The 16,899-nt window shown below is 42.6% G+C and carries 14 protein-coding genes; 5 read left to right on the top strand and 9 right to left on the bottom strand.

What is annotated here, in order from left to right; translation table 11 throughout:
• Positions 1-333: 333 nt before the first annotated feature.
• The gene (locus ACJJI1_RS00140) at positions 334-921 is read right to left on the bottom strand and encodes a hypothetical protein (RefSeq protein ID WP_444958195.1); all 588 of its coding nucleotides are present in this window, start codon (positions 919-921) and stop codon (positions 334-336) included.
• A gap of 1,025 nt (positions 922-1,946) precedes the next feature.
• Here ACJJI1_RS00140 and ACJJI1_RS00135 point away from each other — a divergent pair.
• Positions 1,947-3,062, top strand: a complete 1,116-nt coding sequence (locus tag ACJJI1_RS00135) for a manganese-dependent inorganic pyrophosphatase (RefSeq protein WP_444958194.1) — start codon at positions 1,947-1,949, stop codon at positions 3,060-3,062.
• Positions 3,063-3,423: 361 nt separating this feature from the next.
• On the opposite strand, the gene ACJJI1_RS00130 is transcribed toward ACJJI1_RS00135, so the two are convergent.
• The 3 genes from ACJJI1_RS00130 to ACJJI1_RS00120 form a co-directional block, all read right to left on the bottom strand.
• On the bottom strand, positions 3,424-3,645 hold the full coding sequence (locus tag ACJJI1_RS00130) for a hypothetical protein (RefSeq protein ID WP_444917703.1): 222 nt from the start codon (positions 3,643-3,645) through the stop codon (positions 3,424-3,426).
• Between the two features lie 104 nt (positions 3,646-3,749).
• Entirely contained in the window at positions 3,750-4,727 is a 978-nt protein-coding gene (locus ACJJI1_RS00125; protein ID WP_444958193.1) for a trypsin-like serine peptidase, read from the bottom strand.
• Between the two features lie 771 nt (positions 4,728-5,498).
• The gene (locus ACJJI1_RS00120) at positions 5,499-7,076 is read right to left on the bottom strand and encodes a phytoene desaturase family protein (protein ID WP_444958192.1); all 1,578 of its coding nucleotides are present in this window, start codon (positions 7,074-7,076) and stop codon (positions 5,499-5,501) included.
• A 572-nt stretch (positions 7,077-7,648) separates the two neighbouring features.
• On the opposite strand from ACJJI1_RS00120, the gene ACJJI1_RS00115 reads away from it, so the two are divergent.
• The gene (locus ACJJI1_RS00115; RefSeq protein WP_444958191.1) at positions 7,649-8,785 is read left to right on the top strand and encodes a serine hydrolase domain-containing protein; all 1,137 of its coding nucleotides are present in this window, start codon (positions 7,649-7,651) and stop codon (positions 8,783-8,785) included.
• Between the two features lie 127 nt (positions 8,786-8,912).
• On the opposite strand, the gene ACJJI1_RS00110 is transcribed toward ACJJI1_RS00115, so the two are convergent.
• Positions 8,913-10,022: an oxidoreductase gene (locus ACJJI1_RS00110; protein WP_444958190.1), complete on the bottom strand. Its 1,110-nt coding sequence runs from the start codon at positions 10,020-10,022 to the stop codon at positions 8,913-8,915.
• 100 nt (positions 10,023-10,122) lie between these two features.
• Here ACJJI1_RS00110 and ACJJI1_RS00105 point away from each other — a divergent pair, with 100 nt between their 5' ends.
• Positions 10,123-11,019: a LysR family transcriptional regulator gene (locus ACJJI1_RS00105; RefSeq protein ID WP_444958189.1), complete on the top strand. Its 897-nt coding sequence runs from the start codon at positions 10,123-10,125 to the stop codon at positions 11,017-11,019.
• A gap of 108 nt (positions 11,020-11,127) precedes the next feature.
• Here ACJJI1_RS00105 and ACJJI1_RS00100 read toward each other — a convergent pair whose 3' ends face one another.
• Genes ACJJI1_RS00100 through ACJJI1_RS00085 form a run of 4 tightly spaced genes read right to left on the bottom strand, consistent with a single transcriptional unit; the run spans position 11,128 to position 13,743 of the window.
• A complete protein-coding gene (locus tag ACJJI1_RS00100; protein WP_444958188.1) occupies positions 11,128-11,736 on the bottom strand; it encodes a DNA-3-methyladenine glycosylase I in 609 nt (202 codons plus the stop codon).
• 9 nt (positions 11,737-11,745) lie between these two features.
• The gene (locus ACJJI1_RS00095; RefSeq protein WP_444958187.1) at positions 11,746-12,048 is read right to left on the bottom strand and encodes a YciI family protein; all 303 of its coding nucleotides are present in this window, start codon (positions 12,046-12,048) and stop codon (positions 11,746-11,748) included.
• A gap of 26 nt (positions 12,049-12,074) precedes the next feature.
• The gene (locus ACJJI1_RS00090; protein WP_444958186.1) at positions 12,075-12,647 is read right to left on the bottom strand and encodes a TetR/AcrR family transcriptional regulator; all 573 of its coding nucleotides are present in this window, start codon (positions 12,645-12,647) and stop codon (positions 12,075-12,077) included.
• A gap of 10 nt (positions 12,648-12,657) precedes the next feature.
• Complete coding sequence (locus ACJJI1_RS00085) at positions 12,658-13,743, bottom strand: alkene reductase (RefSeq protein WP_444958185.1); 1,086 nt, start codon at positions 13,741-13,743, stop codon at positions 12,658-12,660.
• 174 nt (positions 13,744-13,917) lie between these two features.
• Between ACJJI1_RS00085 and ACJJI1_RS00080 the strand changes: the two genes are divergently transcribed.
• Positions 13,918-14,625, top strand: coding sequence for an alpha/beta hydrolase (locus ACJJI1_RS00080; RefSeq protein ID WP_444958184.1), 708 nt, complete (start codon positions 13,918-13,920; stop codon positions 14,623-14,625).
• 740 nt (positions 14,626-15,365) lie between these two features.
• Positions 15,366-16,850 (top strand): APC family permease, encoded by a 1,485-nt coding sequence (locus ACJJI1_RS00075; RefSeq protein WP_444958183.1) that lies wholly within the window; start codon positions 15,366-15,368, stop codon positions 16,848-16,850.
• The last annotated feature ends 49 nt before the right edge of the window (positions 16,851-16,899 follow it).

Here is a 16,899-nt window from a genome sequence, read left to right as displayed (position 1 = left end):
GATTGTGGCGTGAAGTGCTTGGAGTAGGGCTAGATTAGTGAGAGGAAGCGCCGAAAATCACCTTTGCTGTACACCCAAAATATACTAATTTGGAGCTTGTTAAGACCGAAAGTGTTTCGCCAAGACTATAGTTTACAGAGGCTTCTTTACTTCTATGAACTAAAAGTCTCGGATGCTGGACGAGCCCAACTCAAAATTAGAATCTAGCACTATGGCAGCAGGCGATCCGCGTTCCAGATCGCCAGGAGAAATACAAAAGCTTATAGGTGTTAGGCTGATACAGAGCTTTGAACACCCTTGCAGATGTCTACAGTAACCTTTAGCTAATAACTCTTAAGAAAAGGTCACTGCACGCTCATTCAAATCATAATACTTGGTATTAACCTTAATCTTGACAGAGCTGCCAGTAGCATCAAACCAACCAAGGTACCCAGTAACCTCTAGGCTTTTATGGGTAGTGGCCATCGCCTCACGTAAACGCTGTGCCCAGGGCCTTAGCCTCTCACCGTCATAACCTGACCCGCAAGCACAGAGATGCAAGTCCACAAAACTACCAGGCAAACCTTCTTTAACCAAAGTAGCTGCTAGTTGCGTCGGGGTATAGGTTTTCCATTCTCCACCCTGCCACGACTCTACGCCTCTCTCGAAAACTTTGGTTTGTTTATTCTTACCGTTATTGCGTTGAGCACCAATTTGCTCAGCATCACCAGCGCCAGTACCATGAGAAACAATATAAAGAGTATCACCAGATTTGAGGCTACTGAGACACTTATCAATCCAGCGGTACATAGACTTACCAATACCAGATGTGACCTTGTTGGCAAGAATATGATTCTTCGGAATACTCCATGCGCTCGCCATATTCTCCGCAAACTCTAGCATTTCTTCACTGTTTACGGGGAGGTAAATATACTTTGCCATTTTTACACCTTGTTATTATCACAATACGAAAATTATAACACTAAGCGCCTTTCAGAAAGAATTATTAAGGACATCCAAAGATTTAAGTGAGGTATCAGTACTGGACAGGCATAAGTCATGAAGGCTGTCCATCTCTGATTTGGTTGTTAGGGCCGTGAAATACCGGTAAGCGGCTCCGCATTCGTTTCAAACTTTAAGGTCCAAGCTACCAGCACCAATGGTGCTCAAACTTTGATCATTTAAGAAAGCGAGAATGTTAGTTTTAAAGTGATGGGCAGGAGAAAACTTGAGAAATGGTACTAAAGTCTCATCCGCAATGCTGAGGGTTAAGGAGAGCCAAGTTATGATAAGTTTAAGCGCACCCAATTCATGGTGTAGAACCTTATACATGAGTCAAAAGTCACCGAAAGAGAAAGTCTGAATATGCTAAGAGAGTGCAACAACTCTGAGCTTCGGTTGTAAAAAGTCAGATTTTAAACAAGAGTATTTTTGCCCTTTTAAAATAGATGACTTTAGATAGAGGCGGCGCGTTAGCGAGATATGTAATCTTTTGCTGATCAGAAGGTCATTCAGAGATGTTGCATCAAGAGATGTCTGGGTGTTTCATGGTAGGTTTTTCGTCAATCATATTTATCTGCATAATTACCTAACGTTCAGCAAGATTCTGATCCTTTGTCAATAGGACTGACGGCTTATACTTTATATTCATAGGTAACTGATGTCCTTAGCGCGTATTTAGTTAAAAGTAGAGTTGAATTATTAGGCAAAGCTTGCGAAGGAATATGCTTAGTTGTAGCCGCATGCGACAAATTGCATCGGCATAGCAGGCATATAGCTGGCCTGTCCGTTAAATACTTGCACCTTGTCTATATTACGAACTGCCTACCTGTTTATTTAGAAAGGATTAATAATTTTACGATCCACTTAATATGTAGCCGGGTGAGGAAATGGTATGGCTGGTTGCAACAATGGCTATCTATCAAAGTTTCTATTTCACTGCCGCTAGATGACTGTGGAGGGTGCCAATGAGATTTTTGATTTTATGTCTGGCGACATTAGGTAAGTACGGACCAAAGGGTTTTCCCAATCTGTTTTTGAGAGTCATATTTTCACTTAGCTTAGCTGTGGGTGTCACATCAAACGCGCAGGAATCCAGTTCTTCAGAACTGGAGGGCGATAAGTTATCTACTGCTGACTATTTGAGGAAGGAGTTAAAAAGCAGGCAGAATTTAGTTTGGATCGGACATAAAGTCCCCGATACTGATTCTGTTAGCGGAAGCTTACTAGCAGCCTTTATTTATGGTGGTAAGCCTGGGACGCCCAGTAAAGTTAATCCTGAAACTCGCTTTGCAATTGATCAATGTGGTGCTGATGAGCCAAAAATAATCGAAAATTTTTCAGGAAAAACTGTTGGCTTAGTTGATTTTAATCAAAGCACACAATTGCCAACTGGAATTGACCCAGACTCGATTGTAGCAATAATCGACCATCATGCGATTGGCGGATCACCAATTAATATTCCGAATGTAATTAGTATAGAGATAAGGCCCTGGGGATCGACCGCCACGATTTTGGCTGACCATGCACGCATGTTTGACATTGAACTGCCGATTCATTTGGCGTGTATGGGGTTGGCCGCAGTTCTTTCGGATACGGTTAACCTGACATCACCTACCACAACTGAATACGATAGAGCTTATGTTCAAATACTGGCCAAGAGAGCTGGCATAGATGATATCAATAAATTCGCAGAGCGTATGTTGATGGCAAAATCTGATTTGGGTGGCTTTTCGGCTAAGGATATCATTTTACTCGACTATAAGGACTTTGAATTTGGGGGAAAAGAAGTTGGCATCGGTGTTGCTGAAACGCTGATAGCCCAGCCGTTGATTAATAGGAGATACGAGCTGCAATCTGCTATGGGCGAGATAAAGAAAGAGAAAAGTATCGATCATTTGATCTTCGCAATCGTTGACACTCGTGAAAATCGATCTTATCTGCTTTGGAGTGATGGCCAAGATAAGGCTGTTGTTATCTCGGCATTTGGAGATCATGTAGTCGATGACATGGTTGTTGCTGAGGGGGTGATCTCACGGAAGCGCCAACTTGGTCCTGCGATTCAACGAGCCCTAGAGAAGTAAAAAGGGAGATCAGAGAAATGAGAGTGGCTGGGCCTGTGTTAGTTACGCGACTTCACTACTATCCCTCCTAAAAGAGCTATAGCAAACAGTAGGGACTATCACTTGACCGGACGATCTCCGGTTAGTGTTTCGAGCTGCATATGCTCTTATTGCTAGCTGAGGAGTAGATTTCTGTTTAAAGCTCATTATTCCTTGATTGGTGGAGCACTGCTATGATCGGAAAAAACCTGAGCTAGAATAACAAGGAGGAAAGGTCGTTAGATTAATTTCGGTGTTTTGGAACTATAATCTGCTGTGGCGGGTTTTTACTATTAACACGAACCTATAAAAAATTATCATTCGCGCGTAGGTAAAGAGAAAACTAGTGAGATGAACTATATTTATTTGACAGGGACTTCAGCTTCTCGGCTGTCTCAAAATCGGAACTAAACCATATCTGTAATGGATAGGACTCAAGAATAACTACATCTTTTACCTTTCCTAATTCTTCCAGACGCTGTACTTCCTGTAAAACTGGATCAGGTGTATTTAGGCTGCCTCGCACCATTATTCGCTGCCATTCGGGTTCATCATCTGCCATCATTCCACATGCACTTAGAAAAAATATTAAAGAAATGAACGTTCTCATACTTTTAAAAAAGGCGCCCAAGGGCGCCTTATTCTAAATTTGGGTGAATTAATTTTACTTTATGGGTAATTTTCAATCCAATCCTGCAAAGTGTTATAGACGGAACTGGTTATACGCGTTCCGCAGTTTTGCGAGGATGATCCAGTTGTGTGGATTCCGCGAACACTGTTGGACGTATCCTTAATCCCACTGCCACTCTGACCGCCAGCTGTATCTAATGTGTAACACACTCTGTATGTACTTGAAGACGTGCTACCGGAATCTGTCCACATAGTAGCAAATGGCTTATCTCCAGGGTATCCAGTAACACTATGAGTGCCGCCAGAATAGACACCCCATCCGGAATATCCATTGTGTGGTGGTTCCGCTAACACAATAATTGCATAGTCATAGTTCGTATCTGAATTATTATGCCAAGCACTGGTAGTCACAGCATTTGTCCAGGATTCACTCCCCCAGGGCTCATAATTACCAGATTGAGCCACTGTAAAATCAAGAGAACTATACCAGTTGCCGGAGCCATCAGAAACACAATGTCCTGCCGTTAGCACATGCTTTGCGGTAATCAATGTACCGGTACAGCCTACATCAATGCGGCCATTGTACCAGTGAGAATTTTGCACGGTATTAGTGATTTGAACTCTATCGTCGGTACCAATTACAACTGTGGGGAGCAGTTGTTCCTCACCACGAATCATGGTGGGCGTCTGTCCTTTTGATGAAAAAATCCTTGAATCCAAACCATGAGATTCAATAATTGCTATCGCTTGCTCCAATAGCGATAAGGATTCTTGATCTACTTCTGCAGTATATTGCCTACCGTCTGGAGTAACCGAAACAGCACTTAAAGAAGAGGTGCGTTCCATTAACGTATATTCTTTTCTTACTGCGGCATCATTGACTGCCGGTTGTTTTGCAACATTATGACCGCTTATAAAACTTGCGGTTTGGTCCATCTCAACAAAGTTGTAAAGGGGGGCTGCATGGGATGCCCCTGAGAGCACTACCAATGAAAGAAAAATATGACTTCTGTTCATATCTGATCCCTCTAAATTAATAGGTTTTAAGTAGTGGTACAGCCATTTTTGTTTTCGCACTTAATTTATGTGCGGGCGCATAATATAGTACCGCCGTACATGTTTACAACTCGATGATAGTTAATTAGAAAATAACCGGCGCCAGTTTTTATGCGAGAGAAAGCAGAAAATATTTGCCTAAAAGATTATATTAATTGCTTTAGGTGTTGAGGGTTTTATGGTTGCTAATATTTGTTAAAGTATTGAGTGAATAAGCTAAGATTTTTTAGTATGCGAATATTAAATTAATTGGTTCATAGTGAGGTCTATGTCATTTATCCAATGTTTCTCGCAGCTGAAGATTATCACTTGCTCAGCTTATGGCTGCATATGATCTTGGTTATTATTTAAATAGGAAGTGTTTATGTAAGAGATATAGAGATCGGAAGTGTAGGAACCAACAAGATAAATAAACTGTTATAGAAGTGCTGTTTTCTAAATCAGCTGCGGCGGCAGATACCCGTTAAAATCGTGAAGAACCTTGATGGCTATAAATGGTAGAGGGCGATAATCAAAATAAAGGTTTTTGTGGCGCTGGGCACTAGATATTCAATCATCCTCAAAGGAAATAACTGTTTGGCACTCATATATTTTGTAGCGTCAGAGGAATCTGTGAAGTGTTCGAAATAGGTGTTCCAACTATTTAAAATAGCAGAATCTTTAGAGCTACTAGTTGGAATCAAAGCTAATTGGTAGTAAAGCGATAAAGGGCCCGCATACTGCAGGCCACTCTTATCTATCTCTGAGAATCTCCATGGCAGCATTATGCCCAGGTACTCCAGTAACGCCGCCTCCCGGGTGGCTGCCTGAGCCACAGAGATATAGATCCTGTATCGGTGTGCGGTAATCTGCAAAGCCCATAAAGGGGCGGTTACTCCACAGTTGGTCCAGTCCTAGGGCGCCATGGAATATATCACCTCCCATGAGGCCAAATTTGCGCTCTAAATCTAGCGGTGAGTGAATTTGTTGGGCGATTACCGCATCACGAAAATTGGGGGCATATTGGGTGACGGTATCGATAATTGTTTTTGCAGCTTGGTCACGATAGTCGTCCCAGCTTTTTCCTTGCGGAAGTTCTGGAGCGAATTGCTGGCAAAATAGGCTGGCGACATGTTTGTCCTCTGGAGCAAGAGTAGGATCGATGGTGGAGGGGATCAATATTTCTACAATGGGGTGTGTTGACCAGCCGTATTGAGTTGCATCGACAAAGGCCTGCTCCAAGTAGCTCATTGTTGGACCAATGACTATCCCAGATTGATGATGCTGTTGTAGGTGAGTTCCAGGCTTACAGATGAAGTCTGGGAGTTCAGACAGTGCTACATTCATACGGAAAGTACCGGAACCTACCCTGAATCCACGTACGCGGCGGCGGAACTCTGGCTCTAGGTGTTGTTCGTCAATCATCCGGGAGTAAAGCAGCTTGGGACCGACATTGGCGATTACTTTGTCGGCCGTAATAGTTTTTCCGCTGCTAAGTCGTACGCCGTTGGCACGACTACGGTCTACCAGAACTTCTTTGACTTCCGCATCTGTACGAATATTGACCCCAAGGCGCTCAGCTTCTTTTCGCATGGCTTGAGTGATAGCGCCCATACCGCCCATAGCATGTCCCCAAGCGCCTTTCTCACCGTTAGCCTCGCCAAATACATGGTGTAACAGCACGTAGGCAGAGCCAGGAGTGCTGGGAGCTGCATAATTTCCGACTATAGAGTCGAAAGCAAATGCAGCTTTGACATGGTCATTTTCAAACCAGGCATCCAATACACTTGAAGCACTCTTGGTGAACAAGTCAAGTGCATCGCGACGAGATGACATACTCAACTTTTTCGCTCTTAAGCCAAAGCCCCCAGCACGAACTAAATCCACAAAGCCACCGCCCACATTAGGGGGGGAGCGGAGTAATTCGTCGCGCAAAATATCTGCTACGTTTTCCAGCATGGCATAAAAGTCAGGTAAGGTGGCTGCGTCCTTTTCTGAGAAACGTGCAATCTCAGCTTGTGTATCCAAGATGCTTTTATGGAAAGAGAGACTTTCACTATCTGAAAGTGGAAAGAAGTTAGCTTGTGGCCGTAACTTGATTTCCAAGCCATGTTCACGGAGATTGAGATCTTCGATGATTTTCGGGTTGAGTAAACTTACTGTGTAGCTTGCTACAGAATTTCTAAATCCAGGGTAGAACTCTTCAGTTACTGCTGCCCCTCCAACTATAGACCGGCGTTCAAGTATCGTTACTTTTTTCCCTGCTTTTGCTAAATAACAAGCGCAGACCAGGCCGTTATGACCACCACCAATAATCACATAATCCTTCATTATTATTCTCTATATGGATAAGGACTAGTGTGAATATTTACAGAAAACTATCAAAAGATAAAGAGTGTTTTTTGGGTTTCAGTTTTGGAGCGATAACTTTAGTCATTACTTATCTGTTTTAGGGTATTGGGGAAGCGGAATTCAAATGACCTAACTCCAGATAATGTAGTGTAAGTAAGTCTAAAGTAACTAGAGCTGAAGAAAAAAACTGCTGAAGTTATTTAGATGTAAATTAAAAATGCAACATGCTTCTGAGTATTGGTAGGGCGCCAGATGTTGAGGTTTATCTAATCTTGATCAGATAAAAACAATATCGCAGGTTGCAGTCATTTGGTGCTTTTGATTGTCGCCAACGACTACCTATATACGGATGGAGAATGATGTTCCTTAAATTCAAAACTGTTCATGTATATTCTTATCAATCCTGCAATATATCAATAATTGAGTTGAGTTATGAAAGAGATGTAGTTCAGTTGATGGTTGTTTTTTAATTGTCTGGGTTATGTTTGAGTGATAAAGTCAATTAGTAAATGTCTTTATTTAGTATGTGAAGGTTAAAAGGATTTAATAATATGTACAAACGTATAAGTTTAAGTGCTGTACTTTCTTTATGTTCGGTATTTCTGGCTGAAAATTCAGTAGCGCATACGAGTGACTTGGATAGTCTTTTTATAAATGCGGTTTCTGAGGAGTCTGTGCCTGGGATTAGCGTGGCTGTAGGGGAAAATGGGCATGTTCGATGGGCAAGAGGTTATGGTTTTTCTGACCTCGAATCTCATGTTCCAATGACTAGAAGAACCAAATTGAGAATCGCCAGTGTTTCGAAAGTTATCACAGCAGCTGCTCTTATGAGGTTGAAAGAACAAGGGATTATTGAGTTGGACACCGATGTCTCTTCTCTGGTAGAGGCTTGGCCTGATTCACACGCTGATATTAGCTTAAGACAGATAACAAATCATACTTCAGGGATTCGCCACTACCAATCTTTGGGGGAATTTCTTTACAATGTGGAGTATAGTTCCACAATAGATGCGTTAGATCTTTTTAAGGATGACGATTTACTTTTCTACCCTGGGACAGATTCTAATTACTCGACCTATGCTTGGACATTGCTCGCCGCCGCAATGGAATCTGCATCAGGAACTGAATTTAAGAAGTTAGTTCAAGAGGAAGTATTTGATCCTTTGAACCTCAAAAATAGTACTTTTGATGAAAACTCTCCCATAATTTCCCACAGGCAAAGAGCTTATTCTTACTGGGGAGGAAGTCTAATCAACTCTCCAGAAATAAATAGTAGCTATAAATATGCTGGCGGAGGTATGCTCTCTACACCAAGTGACCTGGTTAGGTTTGCTATGTCACATCTTGATAGTAGCTATCTGAGTGATGAATCGCTTTCGGAGCTTTTTAGCCCAGGAACTCTAACAAGTGGTGAGGAAGTAGGCTACGGAATTGGTTGGATTGTTGACTTTGTCAGTTTAAGCGATTGGTATGATCCGGAGGAGGATGTGGAGCTGATTAGAATTATCGAGGAGCATCCAAACATTAAATTGATGAGTGGTGAAGGAATTGGCGGAAGTACCATGCTAATGCTTTGCCCTGATCATGCCCGCTCTATAAGCGTTGTCAAGAATGTAGATAGTGATCAAACGGCTGACTTGGTAGAGCTATCTCTGAAAACATTAGATATTTTCCATTATAAAAACTAATCAATTTAAGGTGTCAGAAAGCTAAAGTTGCTAATTTTAAGATTACCCTTCACTCGCTTAGAGCCATTGTCTGGTCTACAAGGAGGGGAAGGGTAATTAAATTCCTCCGTCGTCCTCAGATAACTATTTAGCTGTTTCTTTGAAAATAATCACGAGCACATTCCAGTGTCGCAAGGGGTGAAAGCATATCAAAAGTAAACTTCTTTGGAGTCTGATTTTGTTTTATGGTATTGGGCCAGTCCTGATTGGCCAGGGCCGTTTTACCAAGCGAGATAATATCTGCTTCATTGTTTTCTAGGACCTGAGCTGCGAGTTTTGGGTCTGTAATTCCGCCGTTGGCAATAACCGGTAGAGTACTATATTTCCTTGCCAGAAATGCTAATGAGTTACTGTTTTCAAAGGCGGGAGTGTCTATTTTTGGTTCGGTGGTATGAATATAGTCGGCACCACATTGCTTCATTAGCTCGAAAACTTCGGCAGCTCCAGCTTCGCCTTCAGGCCAAATATAGTTGGTATCATTCACTTTTTTCTGAGAGAAACGAACGCCCACTACAAAGTCCTTTCCGACCGTTGTCCTTACTGATTCAAGTGCTTCCTTGTAAATACGTAAACGGTTAGTGAGTACTCCTCCATAACAGTCTTTTCGTTTGTTGGTATAGGTGGTTAAAAATTGGTCTAACAAGTAGCCATTGGCACCGTGTATCTCAACACCGTCAAAGCCGGCAAGTTGTGCCAGGCGGGCAGCCTGAGTGAAGCCCTCAACAACCATTGCAATATCTCGCTGTGTCATGGCTTCCGGCATGGGATAGGGGCCTTCTCCATAGTAGAAGGGCATTTGACTTCCCTGGGGACGAACCATAGAGGGGCCAGCATTTTGATTGGTATAAGGGTTATATTGCGAAAGGGCGCCAGCATGCATCAATTGGGCATATATCCGGGCTCCTTGCTTATGAACCCTTGTGATAATCGGCTTCCAGCTCTGTGCATGATCGTGATTGGCCATACCGGGTTGATACTTGTAACCCTGACTGTAAAGTCTATCTGTATATAATCCCTCGGTAATAATCAGCCCAAACCCTCCGTGGGCAAATCCCTCATAGTACTCTTCCATCAGTGGACCAATGCGACCATCCAGCCCGGCGCTGACCCGTGTCATCGGTGCGACTGCGAGCCTGTTAGGAATACGTAAGTTTCCGATTTCAACGGTGTTGAATAGATTGTGATATTTGGTAGCCATAAATATTTCTTACCTATTAAGATTTTTCATATTTTGACAATTAACGAATTGTTGTGTAAATCAGGCATTAGGTAATTACAGTTTCAACTATTTATTGAATATGGCAGGAATTAATCAATTAGAGAGCTTGAGGGTTTTCAGTGCGGTCGTGGAGTGTGGAAGCTTTACTAGCGCTGCAAAACGTTTGGGTGTGTCTGCAGCTTGGGTTTCTAAGTCGGTAGAGCGATTGGAATCTCGCCTGGGAACCACGCTTTTGCGCCGCAGTACCCGGCATATGCAGGTGACTAGCTCCGGGGAACGGTGTTACATGCGGGCACTTGAAGTGCTCAGCAAGTGGGATGCTTTAGAGGATGACTTGTGTGAATCCAATGAAAGCCCTAGAGGAAAGTTACGGATTGGCGTCCCGATGTCTTGGGGGTTATCCAAGTTCGGTTCCATTTTGAATATGTTTATGGATCGGTACCCGGAAATCCTTCTAGATATTCAAATGGGAGATCATTATGTGAATGTGCTAGAAGAGAAGTTTGATCTTGTGCTACGGCTAACTAATGAGCTAGCTGATAGCGCCTTGTTATGCCGAAAAATTACCAGTTATCATCGAGTTGCCTGTGCGGCGCCTGAGTACCTTAAACAATATGGGGAGCCAGGCCACCCCCGTGAATTAAGTGACCATCACTGTTTGGTATATACCCTACCGGGTAAACCCAGCGTGTGGCAGTTTAAAGATAAAGGTAAATGGCTCGATATTTATCTGGAACCTAGGTTGACTTCTAATAACAGTAAATTACTCCATGGTGCTTTGTTAGAGGGGAAGGGCATTGCACTGATCCCCCATTTTATCATTGAAGATGATCTTAGAGAGGGGCGATTAGTCCCGATTTTGACAGGCTTCCAAACTGCTGAGCTAAACCTCTATTCTCTTAGGCCTGGAGACCGTATGTCCTCCTATCGGTTAAAATTACTATACAATTTTATATGTGAGCAGCTTGGTGAGTAAGATAAGGGAGGTATCAGAGGTAATATCTTTTACCTTGGGTACATCCCCTATCAAGATCTACCTTTTTATAGATTACCTATGATCGTGCGGATTAATTCTAGTTAAGCATTAGGGTTTTACAAACTTATTTCTTGCACTCTCTATCTTAGATCGCGTGACACATCCCTCTAGATGGTCATTAATTAATCCCATTGCTTGCATAAAGGCATAGACAGTTGTTGGACCTACAAATTTCCAGCCTAACTTTTTCAAATCTTTCGATAATATGATCGATTCGTTTGAGGTAGACATGGACTGAGGCTTGCCAAGCATCTCTTTTTTAGGTTCGTATCTCCAGAGAAATGATGCAAGAGATCCTTCTTTCTTTACGATTTCCCTGGCACATTTGGCATTATTAATAACGGCTTCGATTTTACCACGGTGTCGGACTATTCCTTCATTTGATAGCAGTTTTTCCACATTTGTATTGGTAAAACGGGCTATTTTATTAAAGTTAAATCCATAAAAAGCTTCCCGAAAGTTTTCTCTTTTGGCAAGAATTGTACGCCAGCTTAAACCAGACTGAAAACCTTCCAGGCATAGCTTTTCAAATAGGCGAAAATCGTCACTAACTGGAAAGCCCCATTCTTTGTCATGGTACTCCAGGAAATCTGGTGCAGAAGCGCACCAGTTGCAACGGTATTTACCATCATGACTTTGAATAAGTTGCGCGGCCATACTAATTACCTAACCGTTTGTCTCTGGGTCTAATAAAAATTCAAGCTGCGGACTAGCCTTGGATGAATCAATTTCTATGACATCGGCACTAACCACTTTTTCAGATACGAAAGGGTCTTGTTCGATGCGTATTAGCAATTCTTCATAAGTGGTGTTAAATGCTAGGATACCTCCACCAATTCCAGGTTTTATACTTCCAGACAGTATAAAAATTCCATCATTGAAGCCTTTCTGTAACCACTCTCTGTGGCCAGTCATATATTTTGCTGCTTGTGATTTTTTTTCCGAAAATTTTAACAAAATAACAAACATATACTCATAGTTCCTTGTAAATAGCGCTAAGCTTTCGCCTTGTATGTGTCAACCCAAGAGCACATTTTATTGACTTCGTACTCAACATAGTCCTTGTCCTGAAAAGCATTTGCTAAGGTTGCAACACCCTGGCTCCAAGAGAGAACCTGTAGAGCTAGTTTATCGGCATCAGTATTGGGATTTAGTTGTGTAAATTGTGTTTTTAGCCATTCCCGAAACAGACTGAAAATTTTATTGGCATCCTCTCGCCCTACATGGTTCAACTTGGCAAGTTCATTGGATAGAGTACCTACGGGACAGCCGAAATCTCTGATCTTATCCCAGTTGGTAATGACAATACGGATATAACATTTTATCCGTTGCTCAGATGTATTTCCTTGTGCTTCCCAATCTTCAAGCATTGCTTGGGTTTTTTGCAATCTTCTCTCTATAACACCAGATAGAATTTGATCTTTAGTCTTGAAATGGTGGTAGAAGTTTCCGCGAGAAATATTTAAAAGATTAGCGATATCCTTGAATGAGGTATGCTCAAAACCCTGTTGATAAAATAAGTCATCTGCTATTGCGATGATTCGGTCGCGGGTGTCTATTTTTTCCATATCGATTACTTTACTGATTTTCTATTTGGGTTGAGGCAAATGGGTAGTCAGTGTAGCCTTTTTCATCTCCACCGTAAAAAGTTGAGTGATCGGCTTGATTGAGTGATATGCCTTGTTTTAGTCGGTAAACTAAATCAGGGTTGGCTAAAAATGGTGCTCCAAATGCAATTAGATCGGCATTATTACTTTTCAGGGATTTTTGGGCCAGTTCGAGATTATAGCCATTATTCGCGATATACACACCCTTAAAGCATTTGCGTAAAGCTGGATAATTAACGGTTTTCTCTTTTTTCATCATATCGCCTTCCAGAATATGAACGTAGGCAATATTCCGGTTACTTAGCTGCTCTAAAACATACTCGAAATTTTCTTGTGGGTTAGAGTCAGACATTGAGTTAAAACTATTCTCTGGTGTTAGACGCACGCCTATACGGTTTGAAGGCCAAGTTTCCATCACGGAATCAATTATTTCGTTTAAAAGACGCATGCGATTCTCTATATTTCCACCATAGAGGTCGTTGCGATGATTAGTCCCGTCACGCAGAAATTGATCAATCAGATACCCGTTAGCGCCGTGAACTTCAACTCCATCAAAGCCGGCCTCTTTAGCCATTTGTGCAGCAAAGCCAAATTGCTCCACGATTTTTGGAATCTCACTAGTTTCTAGTGCACGGGGAAGAGCAAAGTCCTTATGCCCCTCGTAGGTAACCGCTTGCCCAATTGGTTTAATTGCAGATGCGCTCACGGGGGCCTTTTTATCTGGTTGTAGGTCAGGATGGGAAATGCGCCCGCAATGTTGCAGCTGTATAAAAATTTTCCCACCAGCTTGATGTACTGCATGGGTTAACTTCCTCCAACCATCAACTTGATCAGCGGTGTATATACCTGGCGTGTAAGGGTATCCCACACCTTGCGTAGAGATAGGAGATGATTCAGCGATAATTAGGCCAGCGCTTGCCCGCTGTTGGTAGTGCGTAACCATCATAGGTGTTACGACTCCATTTTTGTCCGCTCGATTTCGCGTCATCGGCGCCATAACCATGCGGTTTGTAAGTCGAAGATCTGATAAATCGAAGGATTGAAATAGATTTGCCATGCTGTACTTCCTCTTTAACTAGCATTACAGGGTCTAGGACGCTTGACCTAGAATCAATAATGCTAGGTCAAGCGTCCTAGACCTGTCAACCGTTTATCATTTGAGATGGGGGTGGAAGCTAAAAGTGGCGATAATTCATACAGGTGGAGTGCCTGGTCGTGGGGTTAAGTCTTTATGGCAACATTTGTTCTGGTACACGGTGCTTGGCAGGGAGGCTGGTGTTGGAAGCGGGTATCAGCGTTTCTTAGGCGGTACGGCCATGAGGTTTATAGCCCAACTATGACGGGGCTCGGAGAAAGGGCGCACCTTTTAGATGACACAATCAACCTGGATACGCATATACAAGACATTTTGGGTGTTATCGTATGTGAAGAGTTAACGGATGTTGTCTTGTGTGGCCACAGTTATGGTGGGGTAGTAATAACCGGTGTGGCTGATAAGGTGCACCAGCATATACGATCCCTTGTCTATCTTGATGCCTTAGTTCCAGAGGATGGGCAAAACGTCTTAGATCTTTTGCCTGTAGAGGTCGGGTTGAGTTTTCAGGATATTGCCAGAACTCAGGGTGATGGATTTCGCGTAGCGCCAAGTCCTGCAATAGATTTCGGGGTTAACATTCAAGATCAGGCGTGGGTGGATCGGCGCTGTGTCGACCATCCTCTGGGATCATTTGAGCAACCGATTCAACTACAGGGCTTATGGAAGCAAGTAGCTCGGCACCGATACATCTATGCGTCGGGCTGGGCACCAGGAATTGGTAGGCCGTTCTTTGAGAGAGCCCAGAGAGAACTTGGTTGGGAGACGATAAACCTTCCCTGTGGTCATGATGTGATGCTAGATATGCCCAAAGAACTTACCCAAATTTTGATAGCCTCGATATAGTGATAGCTGCGCTACTTTAGCAACTTATATGGGGCACCCCTTATGGATGCTCCAATGAGAGATGGGTCAAGTATGTCTCTGTATAATTAAAGTGCGTGTCGATATAAAAAATAATTGATCTATTGAATCCAAGTTTTGCGTTGACTACGCCTAATTACATAGTGAAGAAATCAAAGAGAAAAAATATTTCCTCGATTGCGGGTGGGTGGCATAAATCTAGGGGAGCAAGATAAGCCATGGTTGGTACTGCATTACGGTGGCGTGACTGCTGATGCGGCTACGGCTTACCTTTTAGTTGTTCCTGGATGTAAGGCTTCTATATCTTTTGCGACTAACTATGTGCCAGAAAAATTCTGGCGGATGCGGGGACGTATGACGTCAATCTTGAAAGAATAACTTGATGTTGAAAGGTGCAACCGCTGGGATTTCCTTTAGCCCTCTGTATAGTTGCGTTAACTTTTCTGTATCTTCATTGCTGCATACGTTGAGCGTGCCTCCCGGCAGGCAGCCCTAAGCTTTTGGAAAGGCGGGTTGATGCTCATGTCAAATTTCGATAGGGACTTTAAAGGCTTCTATACAATATCTCCATTTTTAATTTTGACTTATACCTGAAGTAGAAAGAGATAATTTACTGTTTTTGGTTGAAATGAACTGGGCTGGCTAAACTAAAGATACTAGTAGCAGGAGCTATCAGATTAAATAGAGAAGACGCCTGCATAGCACTATAGAAAACGGTCGATATGGGTTGTGCCAAAGGCGGAAAAAAACGCGTTTCTCTGTTGAGTGCTACGCTGCTTAGTGCCACCTGTATGATAGGTTCGGGCTGGTTATTTAGTGCGCAGCTTACGGCAAACTATGCAGGTAATTGGGCTTTTGGAGCCTGGATATTAGCGGCGCTTTTGGTCTTGATGGTTGGCTTGTGCCTAAGCCGTGTCGTTGCATTCTACCCAGTCCGAGGAGCCCTCGCTCAATCCAGTGCATTGTCGCACAATAGTATTTTTGGAATGCCGTTTGCGTTTGCTAACTGGTTTGGCACATTAATGGTTGTTGCGACCGAGGCGCAGGCAACAACCCAATACCTCTCATCTGCTATAGATTCCTCTTTGTTAATTGACAATCACACCTTGACTCCGTGGGGGAAGGTTCTCGCGTTAAGTATTCTTTTTGTATATTTGCTGATTAACTATTATGGAATACGGTTTCTTGCCAAGATCAATAATGTTGTCACTGTTCTGAAGATATTTACTCCCACCTTTGCAATAGTCGTATTGCTTATAGTTGTATTTAGTAGTGATACAAGTGGGTCAAATTTTTCAATTGACTCTAATCAGGAGTTTGGATTTGGAAGCGCTTTTTCTGCTGTTATTGGGGCAGGTCTAATATATTCGTTTAATGGCTTTCAGATCAGCGTTGCCTTTGCCAGTGAGATAAAACACCCCAAACGCAATATTCCTTTGGCCGTTACTTTATCAATTACAATAATGACGCTTGTTTATCTTGCATTGCAATATGCTTTTATGGCCTCAGTGCCGAACGATCTTCTGGTAGAAAATGGTGGTTGGCAAGGGATTAATTTTGACTCGCCGCTTTTGGACTTGGCGACACTGCTTGGCTTGCACTTTCTTGCGATGATACTACTTGCAGACAGTGTGATAAGTCCCTCGGCATCTGGATATACTTATTTGGGGGCCTCGTCAAGAATTCTATTTGCAATGGCCTCTGTAGGGCAAATGCCGCGATGGTTAGCTGTTTTAGATCCTGTACATAATTTATCAAGGCGCTCGATGCTTACTAATTGGTTGATAGCAGCAGTTGTACTTGCTCATGCTGATAGTTGGGCAGCACTTATGGTGATCGTATCTGGCTATCATATAGTTGGATATATGGCCGCCCCCATTAGCATGGGAGCACTTGAACCTGGCACGAGATACTTTGGGGCTGCTGTTTTTGCTGTACTGGGGGTGCTCATGATTACCATAACTTCATCATCCCTTTTGTTGGTGTGCGCCTCTTTGACAGTACTTATCTGTATTTATGCATCATTGCATATTGCCAGTATTGGGGTTAAGAAATTATCAGTGTTAGTTCTGCCGTTTATTATATATTTATGGATTTTATATTTTATTCAGTATAATTGGGCGGTAATTATTTTTTCAGTTGCTTTTTATTTGTTAATATCTTCGAAGCCCTATGTTAAATTTTGCAGGGTATATAATAAGCTGTAGTTTGATGTAAGGCTTTAAATGGTTGGTGTCTGTGATATTGGTAAAAAAT

This window comes from Microbulbifer maximicatervae (SeqCode), from assembly GCF_052467065.1.
This window is presented reverse-complemented; position numbering and strand designations above follow the sequence as displayed.